Source organism: Coleofasciculus sp. B1-GNL1-01 (assembly GCF_040220235.1).
GTDB lineage: Bacteria > Cyanobacteriota > Cyanobacteriia > Cyanobacteriales > Coleofasciculaceae > Coleofasciculus.
On record NZ_JAVJTO010000071.1, the window covers coordinates 124,744 to 138,390 of the forward strand.

At 45.9% G+C, this 13,647-nt stretch carries 17 protein-coding genes and 1 pseudogene; 14 read left to right on the forward strand and 4 right to left on the reverse strand.

Annotated features, from left to right (window positions below; translation table 11 throughout):
• The first annotated feature begins 14 nt into the window (after positions 1 to 14).
• The 5 genes from RID53_RS18005 to RID53_RS18025 all read left to right on the forward strand — a co-directional run bounded on the left by RID53_RS18005 (position 15) and on the right by RID53_RS18025 (position 3,415).
• Entirely contained in the window at positions 15 to 314 is a 300-nt protein-coding gene (locus tag RID53_RS18005; protein WP_446389406.1) for a hypothetical protein, read from the forward strand.
• Between the two features lie 82 nt (positions 315 to 396).
• Complete coding sequence (locus tag RID53_RS18010; RefSeq protein WP_446389407.1) at positions 397 to 1,338, forward strand: hypothetical protein; 942 nt, start codon at positions 397 to 399, stop codon at positions 1,336 to 1,338.
• A 16-nt stretch (positions 1,339 to 1,354) separates the two neighbouring features.
• Positions 1,355 to 1,555: a hypothetical protein gene (locus RID53_RS18015; RefSeq protein ID WP_446389408.1), complete on the forward strand. Its 201-nt coding sequence runs from the start codon at positions 1,355 to 1,357 to the stop codon at positions 1,553 to 1,555.
• 151 nt (positions 1,556 to 1,706) lie between these two features.
• Positions 1,707 to 1,961 (forward strand): hypothetical protein, encoded by a 255-nt coding sequence (locus RID53_RS18020; RefSeq protein ID WP_446389409.1) that lies wholly within the window; start codon positions 1,707 to 1,709, stop codon positions 1,959 to 1,961.
• Between the two features lie 266 nt (positions 1,962 to 2,227).
• Positions 2,228 to 3,415 carry a cupin domain-containing protein gene (locus RID53_RS18025; RefSeq protein WP_446389410.1) on the forward strand — a complete coding sequence of 396 codons (1,188 nt, stop codon included), beginning with the start codon at positions 2,228 to 2,230 and terminating at the stop codon, positions 3,413 to 3,415.
• A 65-nt stretch (positions 3,416 to 3,480) separates the two neighbouring features.
• On the opposite strand, the gene RID53_RS18030 is transcribed toward RID53_RS18025, so the two are convergent.
• Positions 3,481 to 3,648 carry a hypothetical protein gene (locus tag RID53_RS18030; protein WP_446389411.1) on the reverse strand — a complete coding sequence of 56 codons (168 nt, stop codon included), beginning with the start codon at positions 3,646 to 3,648 and terminating at the stop codon, positions 3,481 to 3,483.
• 324 nt (positions 3,649 to 3,972) lie between these two features.
• On the opposite strand from RID53_RS18030, the gene RID53_RS18035 reads away from it, so the two are divergent.
• Positions 3,973 to 4,461, forward strand: coding sequence for a DNA-binding protein (locus RID53_RS18035; protein ID WP_446389412.1), 489 nt, complete (start codon positions 3,973 to 3,975; stop codon positions 4,459 to 4,461).
• A gap of 4 nt (positions 4,462 to 4,465) precedes the next feature.
• Here the strand turns inward: RID53_RS18035 and RID53_RS18040 are convergent.
• Positions 4,466 to 4,558, reverse strand: a pseudogene (locus RID53_RS18040) (four helix bundle protein); the annotation flags it as partial.
• Between the two features lie 88 nt (positions 4,559 to 4,646).
• Between RID53_RS18040 and RID53_RS18045 the strand changes: the two are divergent.
• Positions 4,647 to 5,603, forward strand: a complete 957-nt coding sequence (locus RID53_RS18045; RefSeq protein ID WP_446389413.1) for an ABC transporter transmembrane domain-containing protein — start codon at positions 4,647 to 4,649, stop codon at positions 5,601 to 5,603.
• Here the strand turns inward: RID53_RS18045 and RID53_RS18050 are convergent.
• Entirely contained in the window at positions 5,513 to 5,860 is a 348-nt protein-coding gene (locus RID53_RS18050) for a nucleotidyltransferase family protein (protein WP_446389414.1), read from the reverse strand. The genes RID53_RS18045 and RID53_RS18050 overlap by 91 nt on opposite strands.
• A gap of 21 nt (positions 5,861 to 5,881) precedes the next feature.
• On the opposite strand from RID53_RS18050, the gene RID53_RS18055 reads away from it, so the two are divergent.
• On the forward strand, positions 5,882 to 6,856 hold the full coding sequence (locus RID53_RS18055; protein WP_446389415.1) for a threo-3-hydroxy-L-aspartate ammonia-lyase: 975 nt from the start codon (positions 5,882 to 5,884) through the stop codon (positions 6,854 to 6,856).
• 67 nt (positions 6,857 to 6,923) lie between these two features.
• On the opposite strand, the gene RID53_RS18060 is transcribed toward RID53_RS18055, so the two are convergent.
• Positions 6,924 to 7,844, reverse strand: coding sequence for a retropepsin-like aspartic protease family protein (locus RID53_RS18060; protein ID WP_446389416.1), 921 nt, complete (start codon positions 7,842 to 7,844; stop codon positions 6,924 to 6,926).
• Between the two features lie 459 nt (positions 7,845 to 8,303).
• Between RID53_RS18060 and carA the strand changes: the two genes are divergently transcribed.
• From carA to RID53_RS18090, 6 genes are all read left to right on the forward strand, one after another.
• Positions 8,304 to 9,452, forward strand: coding sequence for a glutamine-hydrolyzing carbamoyl-phosphate synthase small subunit (gene carA / locus RID53_RS18065; protein WP_446389417.1), 1,149 nt, complete (start codon positions 8,304 to 8,306; stop codon positions 9,450 to 9,452).
• A 174-nt stretch (positions 9,453 to 9,626) separates the two neighbouring features.
• The gene (locus tag RID53_RS18070) at positions 9,627 to 9,992 is read left to right on the forward strand and encodes an STAS domain-containing protein (RefSeq protein ID WP_446389438.1); all 366 of its coding nucleotides are present in this window, start codon (positions 9,627 to 9,629) and stop codon (positions 9,990 to 9,992) included.
• Between the two features lie 127 nt (positions 9,993 to 10,119).
• Complete coding sequence (locus tag RID53_RS18075) at positions 10,120 to 10,608, forward strand: Mini-ribonuclease 3 (protein WP_446389418.1); 489 nt, start codon at positions 10,120 to 10,122, stop codon at positions 10,606 to 10,608.
• Positions 10,609 to 10,804: 196 nt separating this feature from the next.
• Positions 10,805 to 11,971 (forward strand): RRXRR domain-containing protein, encoded by a 1,167-nt coding sequence (locus tag RID53_RS18080; protein ID WP_446389419.1) that lies wholly within the window; start codon positions 10,805 to 10,807, stop codon positions 11,969 to 11,971.
• A 276-nt stretch (positions 11,972 to 12,247) separates the two neighbouring features.
• Complete coding sequence (rlmB, locus tag RID53_RS18085) at positions 12,248 to 13,240, forward strand: 23S rRNA (guanosine(2251)-2'-O)-methyltransferase RlmB (RefSeq protein ID WP_446389420.1); 993 nt, start codon at positions 12,248 to 12,250, stop codon at positions 13,238 to 13,240.
• Positions 13,241 to 13,313: 73 nt separating this feature from the next.
• The gene (locus RID53_RS18090; RefSeq protein WP_446389421.1) at positions 13,314 to 13,601 is read left to right on the forward strand and encodes a DUF1816 domain-containing protein; all 288 of its coding nucleotides are present in this window, start codon (positions 13,314 to 13,316) and stop codon (positions 13,599 to 13,601) included.
• Positions 13,602 to 13,647 lie beyond the last annotated feature (46 nt).

Consider the following 13,647-nt stretch of genomic DNA (forward strand, 5'->3'; position numbering starts at 1 on the left):
TAAGGAGATAGATGATGAGTATTGAGAGAGAAATGATAGATAACCACGGAGTAAATCTTCCCTATGAACAACCGAGTATTAAGAAGTATGGAACGATGAAAGAATTTACACTAGGTTCAAGTGGAAGTGGAGGTGATGGGATGGGAAGCGACGCAAAGACAGAGCAAAACACTAGAATAAATGATGTTAATCAAAATGCAAGTGCAGGTAACGACGATCCTCGTTCATTTGATGATAATGTTTTCTTTGGAGATAACAAAAACTCTGCCGCCGATTTTTTAATACAAGACGTAACTATCGGAAATGACGATTAGTGTGATCGCTCACTATGACTAGCTTGGCATAAGCTGTCATGCATTTAATTTATTAACGAGAGCGAATGCGAATAAGGGTTAAATGTTTTTCTACCAAGCCTATGGTTTAAATATTCATTCTGACTTTCCTCTTCCTGAATTACTACCAGGAGGAGATAAAGCAGATATTTACATCCAAAAAGGAAAACTCAAACCCCCACCCTTAGAACCCACCTCTATCAACCGTCAAGGAATAGAAGCCCTATTTGGTGGCACCACTCAAGAAGCCTACCTGCACTGGCAAGGAATCGCCACCCTACTCGCAAAAGATGGCAAAACCCTAATTGTTGACACCTACTCCAACAACATCAAACCCCAACTCTTAAACCTGTACATCTTGAGCGAAGCATTAGGCATAATCCTCTATCAAAGAGGCTTATTTTTACTCCATGCCAGTGCTATAAAAATAGGGGAACAAGTCGTTATCTTTGCAGGGACTCCAGGTGCAGGGAAATCTACCACGGCTGCTGCTTTTGCCAAATGCGGCTATACCGTACTCGCTGATGATATGGTCGCTATATCCCTCGATAATCCAAGGAAACCAATGGTTTACCCCGCGTTTCCCCAGATAAAAATCTGGCAATCAGCCGTCAAGGGATTGGGTTATAATCCATCGTTATTACCCCCACTTTTTCCCGGTTCCCGCAAACGGGTTATCCGGCAAAAAGAAAACTTTCCCGTTGACCCATATCCCCTGACTCATATCTTTATATTAGAGGAGGGAGCAGACCTTAAGATTACCAAAATGGATGGAACCAATGCTTTTTTTAGCCTAGCACGTTTCTTTCCCTTACCCAGTGATCTTCTGCAAGGAACTGCCCTTGAGCGTCATTTCCAGCAGTGCGTTCAATTGACAGGGGATGTAGATATTTGGAAGGTGGAGAATCCGAAGAATTTTGGGGCGCTGAAGCAGTTGGTGCGTTGGGTTGAAGGAGAGTTAGGAGAAGATAGACCCAAAAATCAAGTTTTTTGTTCGATTAGTTAAATTAAGGAGAAAGAAGATGAATAGCGATGTAGGAAATATGGAGAAACAGGAAATGAACCTGCCTTATAAGCAACCCAATCTAAAGAAATACGGCTCGATGAAAGAGTTTACACTTGGTTCAGGTGGAAGTGGCGGCGATGGCATGGGGAGTGATAATGACGCAATAGCAAATGATGCAAAAGCTATTGATGATGGTGATTTTCAGGTGGGGGATTGATTGTAGAAAATAACGCATATACTATATCTGGTTTTGGAGAGGCGAACAAAAAAATTAAAGCTATTTGTTAAAAAAATGTTCTAATATTATCTTCTTTGAACAAAAATTGTCTGAAGATTCTTGTTAAGTGGTTCAATAAAGGAGGACTAAGATGAAGATTGATGAAACCAGAGGAAATAAAATGGAACCTCTTTTCTATGAGCAACCAAGTCTCAAGAAATACGGAACGATGAAAGAGTTTACTCTTGGTTCAGGTGGAAGCGGCGGTGATGGCATGGGAAGCGACACCAATAATTACGCACATACAGATGGAGATCCAGAAGTTCCAGTTGTTGATTTACCATCAGATCATGAAGGACAAGTAGATCCCAATAGGGTTGCAATTGACGAAACTAAAGTAGATTGATTTGGATCACCCCGTTTTGGATAATGCATTACCAAAAGTAACGAATTGGCAAGGATTTCAGCCCCTTTACAAGAGTCAACGTGCCAAATTGGGATGCTCCAGATTGATTAGGAGATAGTTGATAATTATTAACTAACTTAGTTGTCAAGTAAAAGTTACTGTAGGATGGGCAATGTAAAGCAACAATATCAAGTTTTTGAGAAGTTTAAATATTGCCCACCCTACATAAAAATAAGCTTGCTTAAAATTCATGATAGCTGCCGAGTATGTATTCTAAATTCGCAAATCTCATCTCCCCTTTCAACATAGAAGACTTTTTCCACCATTACTACGAAAAAAACTACCTCCACCTCTCCCGCAATACCCCAACCTACTACGACGCCATCCTCAACACTGACGACATCGACTTATTTTTCCAAAACAAAACCTTACCCAGTTCCCATCTGCGAGTCGTCAACAACGGCGAAGAATTACCCGCCTGGAAATGGTCGCACCGCAACTCATCAACCGCTGATAACGATAGACTCTTCGTCCTCTTCAACGAAGGAAATACCCTAATTATCAACTCCGGCAATAGCTCAATTCTCAAACTAATCAACTATTGTGCCGACCTCGAACGCGAACTGCAAATCCGCTTACAATTCAACATCTACATCACCCCCGTCAACGCCCAAGGATTTGCCCCCCACTACGATGACCACGATGTCTTCATCTTACAAACTACAGGCACCAAACGCTGGCGTTTATACCATTCTCCCATAGAACTTCCCTCCCAAAAACAACCCCACTGTAAACAAAAGGGTAAATACGAACTCGGAGAACCCACATTTGAAGTCGAACTCCAACCCGGTGACTTACTCTATATTCCCAGAGGACTCATCCACGACGCCATCACCACCGACACCGCCTCCGTTCACATTACCTTGGGATTACATCCCAACTACTGGTTTGAACTCCTCCGAGAAGTCGCCGACATCGCCGAAGACAAAGCCGAATTCCGACGCGCCGTTCCCAATGCTTTAATGAATGAACAGCATCACCAAGACTTTAAAGCCGAATTTCGCCAACGCCTGCAAGCATTAATCGATACCCTAGACGTAGACGAACTCCTCACCCGGAAATCTGAACAGTATATTAGTAACAAACGTTCCGAAGACCAAAACCGCTTCAAAGATTCCATTCAACTCAATAAGCTAAATCTCAACACCGTCCTATCCCGCCGGGAAAATATCCTATTTAAACTGGACAAAGACGACGAAAAAATCTATGTCAAATTCTACAAAAAGACCCTCGATTTCCCCCGCTTTGTCGAACTCTCCCTGAATACCCTACTCCAGGATAGAAGCTTCGCCGTCAAAGATATCGGCGGACTAATTACCGACGAAGGCAAAATTGACCTCGCCACTAAATTTGTCCAGGAAGGCTTTTTGAGAATTGAAAGCATCAATGGTTAGTCAGGAGTCAGGAGGGAAGGAGTCAGGAGAAAAATAGCGTTGCTGGAATTTACAGCAATATGAATCTAGGAGTTCCCAATACGGCTCCCATCCAGGGTGTGATTGTGCCATTTGGGTTGTGGATGATGGACAGATGCGATCGCGCCATTGTTATGTTTCATTGACTTTGGCGATCGGGTGGCGGGTATTCCTGGCTGTGGGCTGGTAAACTGGAGTGCAATTATCTTACTCAAAACTATTACGCTATCGTTATAGTTACTTTCACCAACCTTGCCCTAAAAGGGACAAGGATTGACCAAGCCAGTTTGGACAACGTAAGCGGTGAATAGCTCGGTTTGAGCCTAGTTCTGGCACAGACTTCCGAATACTTCCCTAGTTCGGACTATATCTAAGCCTAATTGGTTAGGCGTTGGGTAATGCCAAGACATCTTGGACTGGGTGGGCGAAGGGACTTATTACAGGGTTTGCTGGTTCCTGGGATTATCTCCATTTAAAAACCAGCATTTAATTGTAAAGCTGTCTTATAAAGACAGGGTTTCAGACCCAAAGGAGTTACTATGATTGTTGGTACAACCCAAGCGGCTGAAATTTTAAATATCTCCACGGCTCGACTGCGAGTCCTGCTCATTGCCGGCAGAGTCGAAGGCGCTTACAAGACGGGGAAGATGTGGTTAGTGCCTCTATTTAATGGCAAACCTTTGATTAAGCCAGGTAAAAGAGGTCCGGCTCCGCGTTGGCTCAATCCCAGAAAACCAGCGAAAACGATCATTCACGTTAATTCGCACAGAATTCGACACAATCAAAAATACCAGGAACACCAGCCGGTGATTACGGTGAAGAAGTGGTGCGACAGAGCGCCGCAGAATGGCGCAAAGGAACAAGCACCCCAAACCAGCAATACGAATGTCTATGGACATGAGGTGGAAATACCCGGAGGATGCCGGGTTGTGTATCGTCCTGATAGTCCCAGATGTGGTGCTAAGGTTTGGATCGAAACCTTATACAACGTCAGGGTGATTTCTTGGCAGGAGGACGGCTCGTCTTAATTAGCGAAGTTAGTCCATAGATTTCTGAGGAAGGAAAATTGCAACTAAAACGATCAACCAACAAAACGAATTGATGGGCTTTTTGCCAAACTATCAAATCAGTAAAGCGTTTAGCGGGTTGGTTTACCTTTAATTTCTCCTAACTTCTAACTCCTTCCCTCCTGTCTCCTGACTCCTTTATTCAAATGCCCAAACTTAAACGCGCCATCCTCCTAGTCTGGCAAAGTGCGCCCAGATTAACCGGGATTAAAGTCGCCCTAATTATCCTCCAGGGAATCCTCCCCCTAGCCTCCCTCTACCTGACGAAAGTAGTGGTTGATACCCTTTCTGCTAGTCTCACCACTCCTAACCAGGAAGCTGCATTCAGTCAAATCATGGTATTGCTGGCGATCGCAGGTATTGTTATCCTGACAACGACTCTGTGCGAATCATCCGCCAATTTAGTCAGCACCCTACAAGCCCAGCGCGTCACTGACTTTATGGAAGGTATTCTCCATGCCAAGTCCATTGAAGTAGACTTAGAGCACTACGAGGATGCCGAATACTACGATAAACTGCAACGGGCGCAACGAGAAGCCCCATCACGACCCACTCAAATTGTAGACCGCCTTACTCAAATCGGTAAAAATAGCATTTCCTTACTGGCAATTGTCGGTTTATTACTCTCCTTTCACTGGGGAATGGCTGGGGTTCTCTTTGTCGTTGCCATTCCCTCGGTGCTAGTCCGTTTAAAATTCGCCAAAATCATGTATCGTTGGCAGCGAGAGAAAACTTCAATCCGACGCCGTGCGGGGTACTACAGCGCCTTACTTACCAGAGATAGAGTTGCTAAAGAAATTCGCCTATTTAATTTAGGTTCTCTATTTAGCGAACGATTTCGCCAATTACGTTGGCAACTCTACCACGAAAGCTTTACCATTGCCACTCGCCGTTCTGCGGCTAATTTAGGCGCTCAAGCCTTGGCTGGATTGATTATGTTTGCCGCCTATGGGTTTGTTATCCATCGAACTCTCCAAGGTATTCTTACTCTAGGCGATTTAGCCCTTTATCATCAAGCCTTTAAGCAAGGACAAGGTTTGATTAATTTTTCGCTCAGAAATAAAGTATATAGAGCGTTCGTCTGGAACCGCAGCCGTAGTTGATTCAGAAGAGTCTGAGGAACAGCTTCGGGACAGGTACTGTTAAGACTTTGATACAGGAGGGGTAAAACCCCCTGTCTATCAGCCATTTGGATTAAATGCGCCCAGTTGATGTTTGACTCAACTAATGTTTTGATAGATTTAGCTGTTGTCGTATTTATTTGAGTGCGGCTACAGCACAGGAGTAGATCAAGTTCTGGATGAGTCGCCACTTCTATAGATTTGGTGCTAACTGTATTAGTTATAAGTTTTTGAGCCATATCAATAATGACTATTGACGAATGACAAACCAATCATTATCTGTTATCTATACCGATATCGAAGCCGCCGCCAAACGCCTGAGAACCCACGCTCATCTTACACCTGTTCTCACCTCTACCACTGTCAACCAACGTACCCAAGCTCAGGTTTTCTTCAAATGCGAGAACTTCCAACGCACAGGTTCCTTTAAATTTCGTGGTGCATTTAACGCCCTATCTCAACTCTCAACTGCCCAGAAACAACAGGGTGTGATCACTTATTCTTCCGGCAACCACGCCCAAGCGATCGCCCTATCCGGTCAATTGCTCAACATTCCGACAACCATTGTCATGCCAGAAAATGCCCCAGATGTCAAGCTAGCGGCAACTCGTGGTTATGGCGCTGAAGTGATTCTCTATGAACCAGCAGAAACTATCCGAGAGGAACTCGCCAAAAAACTAGCCGCCGAACGACATCTGACGATTATCCCACCCTACGACCACCCTGATATTATCGCCGGACAAGGTACCGTTGCCAAAGAACTGATTGAACAAATCGGTCAACTGGATATCTTACTCGTCTGTTGTGGTGGCGGTGGTTTACTCTCCGGCTGTGCGATTACCGCCAAAACCTTATTCCCTAATTGCCGAGTGATTGGCGTCGAACCCGAACGCGCTGACGATGCTACCCGTTCGTTTTACAGCAAAACCCTCCATAAATGCCATAACCCGGATACCATTGCCGATGGCGCTCGTACCCCATCCTTGGGTCAGTTTACCTTTCCCTTAGTCCTCAATTACGTCGATGACATGATCACTGTCTCCGAAGATGCCATTCGTCGCACCCTCACCTTCTTATGGGAACGCCTAAAAATTGTCGTTGAACCCACAGGCACACTCGCCGCCGCTGCTTTACTCGAAGGACAAATCACCGCACCCGGAAAGCGAATCGGCGTGATTATTAGCGGTGGCAATGTAGACCTGACAAAATTACCTCAACTGTTGGGTACTAGGTAACACTTTTATACCAATAAGGTGGACATGATAGAAGCAGGAATTAAGATCAAAAGCTAGGGGTTTGTCCTTAACGGTGGTGAAATTCGACAACATTTTCTCGAATCACGACATCATAATGACTATAGAAGTTTTGACCCAATAATCCTACCTCTAAATCTGCACTCCCAATCGCTACTTTAATATTCTGTTGAACCGCTTCTCCCACCGCGATAGAGTCCACTTGACCAATGGCAAATTTAACACCCTTAGCACTGGCTGTATCGGCAGTAATTTCACCCTCTGGAACCACACCCAGACGCTGCGCCATGACTTGAGTAATGACTGTACCACTTGCCCCTGTATCAACGACCATATTAAAGGTCTGTTCGCCATTAAAGGTTACTTCAATCACGGGCGTTTGACCAATTCGCTGCTTGATTGGCGCTTTAACGATTTTGGCAGTTTCTCTATTTCCCGGTAACGGGTTCTCGGATGTCGCCGGATTTGCCTCATCTGTGTCTGAGGAATCCGGGGATTTCGTTACAGTTTTGGTGGCGACACTTAGGGGTTCAGGATCAGGGAGACGAGGGCTAGTGGCTTGTTGTTGGGCAATGTTAAGATTGCGTTTATATTCACCGATTTTCGATTGCGCGATCGCATAGTTGGGACTAGACGATGACACTGATTCTAAAAGTGCGATCGCCTCTTGCCAACGACTGATCACTAACTGCCAATCATCCGCCGATTGAGCCGATTGACTAATCGTTGCCGCACTATAGGCAGCATCTAGCGCTTGTTTATAAAGTTCTGTGGTAGTTGGCTGTGTCTCGGTTTCCGCCGATTCCGGAGGTGTCGAGGGTTGAGGGGAAACCCTGGGCGTTGTCGAGGTAACAATGGGTTGAGAGGAATCCTCCAGACGCCCTGAGGACTCCCAACGGCTACAAGCCCCTGTGGTTAAGGCTAAGGTGCCAAAAATAAACAGAATGACGACGCGATCGCAAGATAACATAGGCTCAAAAAGCTCTTGAGCGATTTATTTTTATTATGACGAATGATTTAGCCTTTACCACTTATCTTATGGGGGCTAAAAAATCAAGATCAATTTTGCTGATCCGAAGGCAGACAACAACTGATCTTGCTCAGGCGGTAGGCAATCCACGATTATAAAAGTCACACTCTAATAACCTCCATCCATTCATTACCGTTTGGTGTAGGTGGCATTACGGTGAAGGCGGTCAGCATTTCAACCATCTAGGTGAAATTGATGCCCCTGTAATGCTTATTTCCCTTCAAATTTCCTCATAGCTTCCTTCCCCCAGACTGATTCAGTCGGGGGAATTTTCACGATCGCTGCCACAAATCCTCGCCAGTTTTTCCATTGCCATGGGATAATAGCGCCTCAGTTGAGTGTTCGAGTTATTGTACTCTTAGAAATAAAAATCAACCAACCATTAACAACACACTGCTTATGCCTATTTCAGCAGCTACACCAGCGCTTCTGGTACTGGCGGATGGAACATCCTACCCGGGTTGGTCTTTTGGCGCTTCAGGTACGGCGATTGGAGAAGTTGTCTTTAACACCGCCATGACGGGGTATCAAGAAGTGGCAACCGATCCCAGCTACTGTGGTCAGATTGTCACGTTTACCTATCCCGAACTGGGAAACACAGGAGTTAATCCAGAGGATGAAGAATCAACCCATCCTCAGATCAGGGGTGCGATCGCCCGGAACATTTGTTGGCGTCCCAGTAATTGGCGCTCAACCCAATCTTTACCCGACTACCTCAAGGAACACAAGATTCCCGGAATTTACGGGATTGATACCAGGGCGCTGACTCGCAAACTGCGCTCAACCGGGGCGATGAATGGTGGTATTTCCACAGAAATTCTTGATCCCGGCAAATTGCTACAAAAAGTGCAAGCCGCGCCGAATATGGCAGGGTTAAATCTGGTGCAGGAAGTGACCACCAAAGCGGTTTACGAGTGGTCTGAAACCACCGATAATCATTGGGAGTTTCGTCCCTCGGCAGAATCGACAGCGGGTGAACCCTTAACCGTGGTGGCGATCGATTTTGGCATCAAACGCAATATTCTGCGGCGTTTAGCCAGCTATGGTTGTCGCGTGATCGTGGTACCAGCGGATACGTCCCCGGAAGACATTCTCAAGTACAACCCCGATGGTATTTTCCTCTCCAACGGACCTGGTGATCCAGCAGCCGTTAGGGACGGGATTGAAACGACCAAAGCCTTGTTAGCACAGGAAAAACCCCTGTTTGGCATCTGCATGGGACACCAGATATTGGGTCTTTCTATGGGTGCTGAAACCTTTAAGCTAAAATTTGGACATCGTGGGTTAAATCACCCGGCTGGGTTAAAGCAACGGGTAGAAATTACTAGCCAAAATCATGGATTTGCCATCAATTCTGAGTCCTTAGGGGCGGATGTGGAAATTACGCACCTCAACCTGAATGACCGAACTGTGGCAGGATTGCGTCATAAGACGCTACCATTTTTCTCGGTGCAATACCATCCAGAAGCGAGTCCGGGTCCTCATGATGCCGACTACTTGTTTGATCGGTTTGTCGAATCCATGCGATCGCACAAAACCCCTACTTGAAGCCCCTACTTGCAGAAGGTAGAAGGCAAGGGGTAGAAGGTGGGTTATTTCCATGCCCACCACGCTCTATGTGGATGATCCGTAAACTTCTCGCTATACTATCGAATAGCTTAATCGCTGGTAAATCACCAACCCATGTTGAATCGTTTAGTTAAATACAGCTAGGAGGGTGTTATTCCTGAGCAACTCAACCTAACAGTCAGCTTAAGAGGGACTCGTGAGGTCAAAAGCAATTATCAACTTTTCCGTCTAACTGGATTGTTAGATGCCTTCTCAGAACCAACGTTTGGGAAGGTGATTGGTAAATGTGTCGATGAGGGACCGAAAAATATTATTTTGGATCTCTCCAAGATCGATTTTGTAGATAGTTCGGGCTTAGGCGCTTTAGTGCGTATCGCTAAAAAGGCTCAAACCGCTGAGGGAAAATTGCAAATTGTCACCAATGCCCGTGTGACTCAAACGGTGAAGCTAGTGCGTCTAGAAAAATTTCTCTCACTTCAACCATCGGTTGACGAAGCCTTGGAGAACGTCAAAAAATAATTGACCAAGAAAACTGTGGCACTTATCCCCTGACAGTCTGGCAGGGGATTTCCCGTTATTTGGTCTATGCCTTTTACGATAAAATAGGGGCGGGCATTTAAACTGCCCTTCATTTCGTCCGAGTTTTATGGAGCAGCAGGAAGAGACGGCAAACAGCGTAGATAATAACTCAACCCTTTCTGGGACAGAAGCCCGATTTCGGCAATTGAATGCTGCTACCGATCCCCAATGCCAAATCCAACAGATCTCACCAGCGGCGTTGGCTTATCTGGGAGATGCTGTGTATGAACTCTATATCCGCAGTCACTATTTACTCCCCCCTAAACGTTTATGTGATTATCATGATCAAGTCGTGGCTCAAGTCCGCGCCGAAAGTCAAGCGAATAGCCTGCGATCGCTCGAACCTTATCTAACTGAACCTGAATTGGCACTATTGCGACGTGGACGGAATGCGGCGACTGGAACGTCACGACGCCTTAATCGCAAAATCTATCAACAAGCCACCAGCTTAGAAACATTACTGGGATATCTTTATCTGACTGATCCCCAACGCCTGACTCAGTTATTGGCGTATTTGGAACTCGATTCCCCTGATTCAACAACCCCACGCTACTAACGTAGAGCGTGGAGATTGACGGGCAAACGTCATTAAACGTTGAATACTGCACAGAGTCTCGGTCTGGTACAGACACCTGGATACTTCCCTAGTTCAGGGCATCTCTAAAACCTTTTGTTGGGTTGTTGTTAAGCCAAGACATCTTGACCGAGATGGCAGGAAGGGACTACGCACTTTTACTCGGAGGTTTATCACCATGTTACGAGTACCAGTTTTATCCAAATCAGGTAAACCGTTAATGCCTACAAAACCCAGCCGCGCTAGGCGTTGGCTGAGAGATGGTAAAGCCAAAATTGCACACAACGACTTAGAATGTTTTGCCATTCAGTTGACCTTTGAAACGGAAGAAAATACCCAACCTATAGCCGTTGGTATAGATCCAGGTAAACACTATTCAGGGATTGGGGTTCAATCAAACCTCTTTACTCTTTGGATGGGACACCTGGTTCTACCATTTAAGACGGTTAAAGAACGGATGGAGCTACGGCGAGTCATGCGTCGAGCCAGACGGAGAAGGCGGATTAACCGGAGGCTACCTTATGACCAACGTTGTCACCGTCAAGTTCGGTTTGACAATCGCAGACAAGGCAAACTACCGCCGTCAATTCGAGCCAACAGACAGCTAGAGCTACGGGTAGTTAACGAGTTGTTTCAACTGTTCCCGATTAGCGCCATTTACTATGAGTTAGTCATGGCGGATGTCGATAGAACCAGTGGGCGCAAGTCGGCAAAGTCTGGTGTTGGGTTTTCTCCAGTCATGGTGGGTCAAAAACAAATGCTTAACTGGCTGCGTGAATTAGCCCCAGTAACAACTCACCAAGGGTGGCAACGGGATGGCAATGGAACCAGTCAGCTTAGGCAGTGGTTAGGGTTAGCCAAGGACAAGAAAAACAAGGCTAAGGTTACACCAGCCACACACGCCGTTGATGGTGTAACCTTAGCCGCGTTTGAGTTTACCCGATGGCAGGAATGGCACTCTGATAATGCCAAGCATGGTGACTGGCAAGGCAGTGTCGAAGTTACCCCAGCACCATTTGCCATAATCCGTAGACCACCAATCAACCGTAGACAATTACATTTGTGTGTTCCATCCAAAGGGGGTAAACGGCGCAAGTATGGCGGCACAGTTACCCGCCATGGGTTTAGGAAAGGCGACAAAGTTATAGCCGAAAAAGCTGGAAAAACTTACGTCGGCTGGTGTTCTGGAGACACCGAGAAACAAGTTTCAGTTAGCGATATTAACTGGAAACGACTTGGGCAATTTAGTGCCAAAAAAGTCCAGTTGTTGCAGCGAAGCACGGGATTAATCGTCGTGCCTTCACCTGGACTGTCAAATCTCCCCTTATTGAAAGGGTCGATTTGACCGCTATTCCTCTCCACCCTGCTTCGCTGAGGGTGGAGTCTCACGCGAATACGATGAACAGGGAACAGTTAACAGGGAACACCTCGACTTACCTCGATGGTCAGTGAGCTTGATCGAACTGCGCTCGGTAACACGCTCGGTGTGTCACAGGGAACAGGAAGAAACTCTAAAAAGGCTGACTGGAGCTTGCATCTTTTCGGGAAGCGAGTATGACAAATGACATAAGACAAATGACGATCCCCACCGCAAACTTTAAATTTTCCTAAATATTATATTATGGCTAATCAAGATCGCCGCTCTCACACCTCTAGCAAGCCAAAGCGAGGGAAGTTTCAACGTGACCAACGCCGTCCCTCCTCTAAAGGTAAAGGTAAATTCTCCAGGGATCAACGCTCCCCGGATAAACCTGTTCTAAAACGTCGTTCCGATCCCCAACCGTCGCCGCCAGAACCAACGGAATCTGAGTCCACTTTGTCAGAAGATGTTGACTTACTCTATGGACGTCACCCTGTCCTAGCCGCACTGGAAAATCAACGTCAGCTTAATCGGGTGTGGATTCTACCGCAGTTACGCTACGATCACCGCTTTCACTCGTTACTACTGCAAGCTAAAGCCAATGGTACAGTGATTGATGAAGTCGATTCGCGACGCCTCAACCAAGTTACTCAAGGAGCTAATCATCAAGGTGTGGCGGCTCAAGTAGCACCTTACTCTTACCAAGAATTAGGGGATTTAATTGAAGCTGCCAAATCCACTAGCCAATACCCTGTGATCGTCGTTTGTGATGGGATTACTGATCCCCACAATTTAGGTGCTATTATTCGTACTGCGGAAGCCTTGGGCGCTCAAGGTTTAGTGATTCCCCAACGACGAGCCGTAGGCGTTACTTCCACCGTCATGAAAGTAGCAGCCGGCGCATTAGAAACCCTGCCCATTGCCAGAGTGGTCAATCTAAGTCGTGCCTTAGAGGAACTGAAAACCGCTGGGTTTTGGATTTATGGGACTTGTGCTGACGCTGGTAAACTACTACACACCGTTGACTTAAGCGGTTCGATAGTATTAGTTATTGGTTCAGAAGGTAGTGGTCTAAGCCTCTTGACTCAACGCTGCTGTGATGTGTTGGTTTCGATTCCCTTGTATGGCAAGACTCCTAGCCTCAACGCTTCTGTTGCCGCCGCCATGACGTTGTATGAAACTTATCGTCAGCGTTGGGTCAATCCCCTGTATCTTGATGATCTCAGCAAAAATTCTTGGAAAAAGGAAACGTAAAGTAGTATAACAAAATGTAAACAACTGGAAATTAACAAGACCACATAGCATCTCATCGACGTAGGTAATGAACATGAAAGAAGTTTTGATCAACAGTCTCCAATTTTTAGGCTTGGCATTTTGGGTAGAAATCGTCACAGATGATCCCCAATGCACTTACTATTTCGGTCCATTCTCCAGCAAACAGGAAGCCGAATCCGCTCAAGGGGGATATATTGAAGATCTAGAAAATGAAGGCGCTCAAGGGATTTCTGTAACTATCATGCGCTGCAAACCGACTAACCTGACAATTTTTGATGAAGAATCAGAAGAATTCAAGGTTAGCGCGAAAATACCCGTGTTCAGTGGCAACCTTTCCTAGTGCAGCGGGCGTAAAAATACTTGAGCAGCTTCGTAGATACGATGAA

Excerpts from the sequence above, each read along its gene's own strand:
- RID53_RS18060 (WP_446389416.1), bottom strand. The coding sequence starts at position 7,844 with ATGTTATCTTGCGATCGCGTCGTCATTCTGTTTATTTTTGGCACCTTA.
- RID53_RS18005 (WP_446389406.1), top strand. The coding sequence starts at position 15 with ATGAGTATTGAGAGAGAAATGATAGATAACCACGGAGTAAATCTTCCC.
- RID53_RS18015 (WP_446389408.1), top strand. The coding sequence starts at position 1,355 with ATGAATAGCGATGTAGGAAATATGGAGAAACAGGAAATGAACCTGCCT.
- rlmB (WP_446389420.1), top strand. The coding sequence starts at position 12,248 with ATGGCTAATCAAGATCGCCGCTCTCACACCTCTAGCAAGCCAAAGCGA.
- RID53_RS18075 (WP_446389418.1), top strand. The coding sequence starts at position 10,120 with ATGGAGCAGCAGGAAGAGACGGCAAACAGCGTAGATAATAACTCAACC.
- RID53_RS18055 (WP_446389415.1), top strand. The coding sequence starts at position 5,882 with ATGACAAACCAATCATTATCTGTTATCTATACCGATATCGAAGCCGCC.
- RID53_RS18045 (WP_446389413.1), top strand. The coding sequence starts at position 4,647 with ATGCCCAAACTTAAACGCGCCATCCTCCTAGTCTGGCAAAGTGCGCCC.
- RID53_RS18090 (WP_446389421.1), top strand. The coding sequence starts at position 13,314 with ATGAAAGAAGTTTTGATCAACAGTCTCCAATTTTTAGGCTTGGCATTT.
- RID53_RS18020 (WP_446389409.1), top strand. The coding sequence starts at position 1,707 with ATGAAGATTGATGAAACCAGAGGAAATAAAATGGAACCTCTTTTCTAT.
- RID53_RS18080 (WP_446389419.1), top strand. The coding sequence starts at position 10,805 with ATGTTACGAGTACCAGTTTTATCCAAATCAGGTAAACCGTTAATGCCT.
- RID53_RS18050 (WP_446389414.1), bottom strand. The coding sequence starts at position 5,860 with ATGGCTCAAAAACTTATAACTAATACAGTTAGCACCAAATCTATAGAA.
- RID53_RS18035 (WP_446389412.1), top strand. The coding sequence starts at position 3,973 with ATGATTGTTGGTACAACCCAAGCGGCTGAAATTTTAAATATCTCCACG.
- carA (WP_446389417.1), top strand. The coding sequence starts at position 8,304 with ATGCCTATTTCAGCAGCTACACCAGCGCTTCTGGTACTGGCGGATGGA.
- RID53_RS18025 (WP_446389410.1), top strand. The coding sequence starts at position 2,228 with ATGTATTCTAAATTCGCAAATCTCATCTCCCCTTTCAACATAGAAGAC.
- RID53_RS18010 (WP_446389407.1), top strand. The coding sequence starts at position 397 with ATGTTTTTCTACCAAGCCTATGGTTTAAATATTCATTCTGACTTTCCT.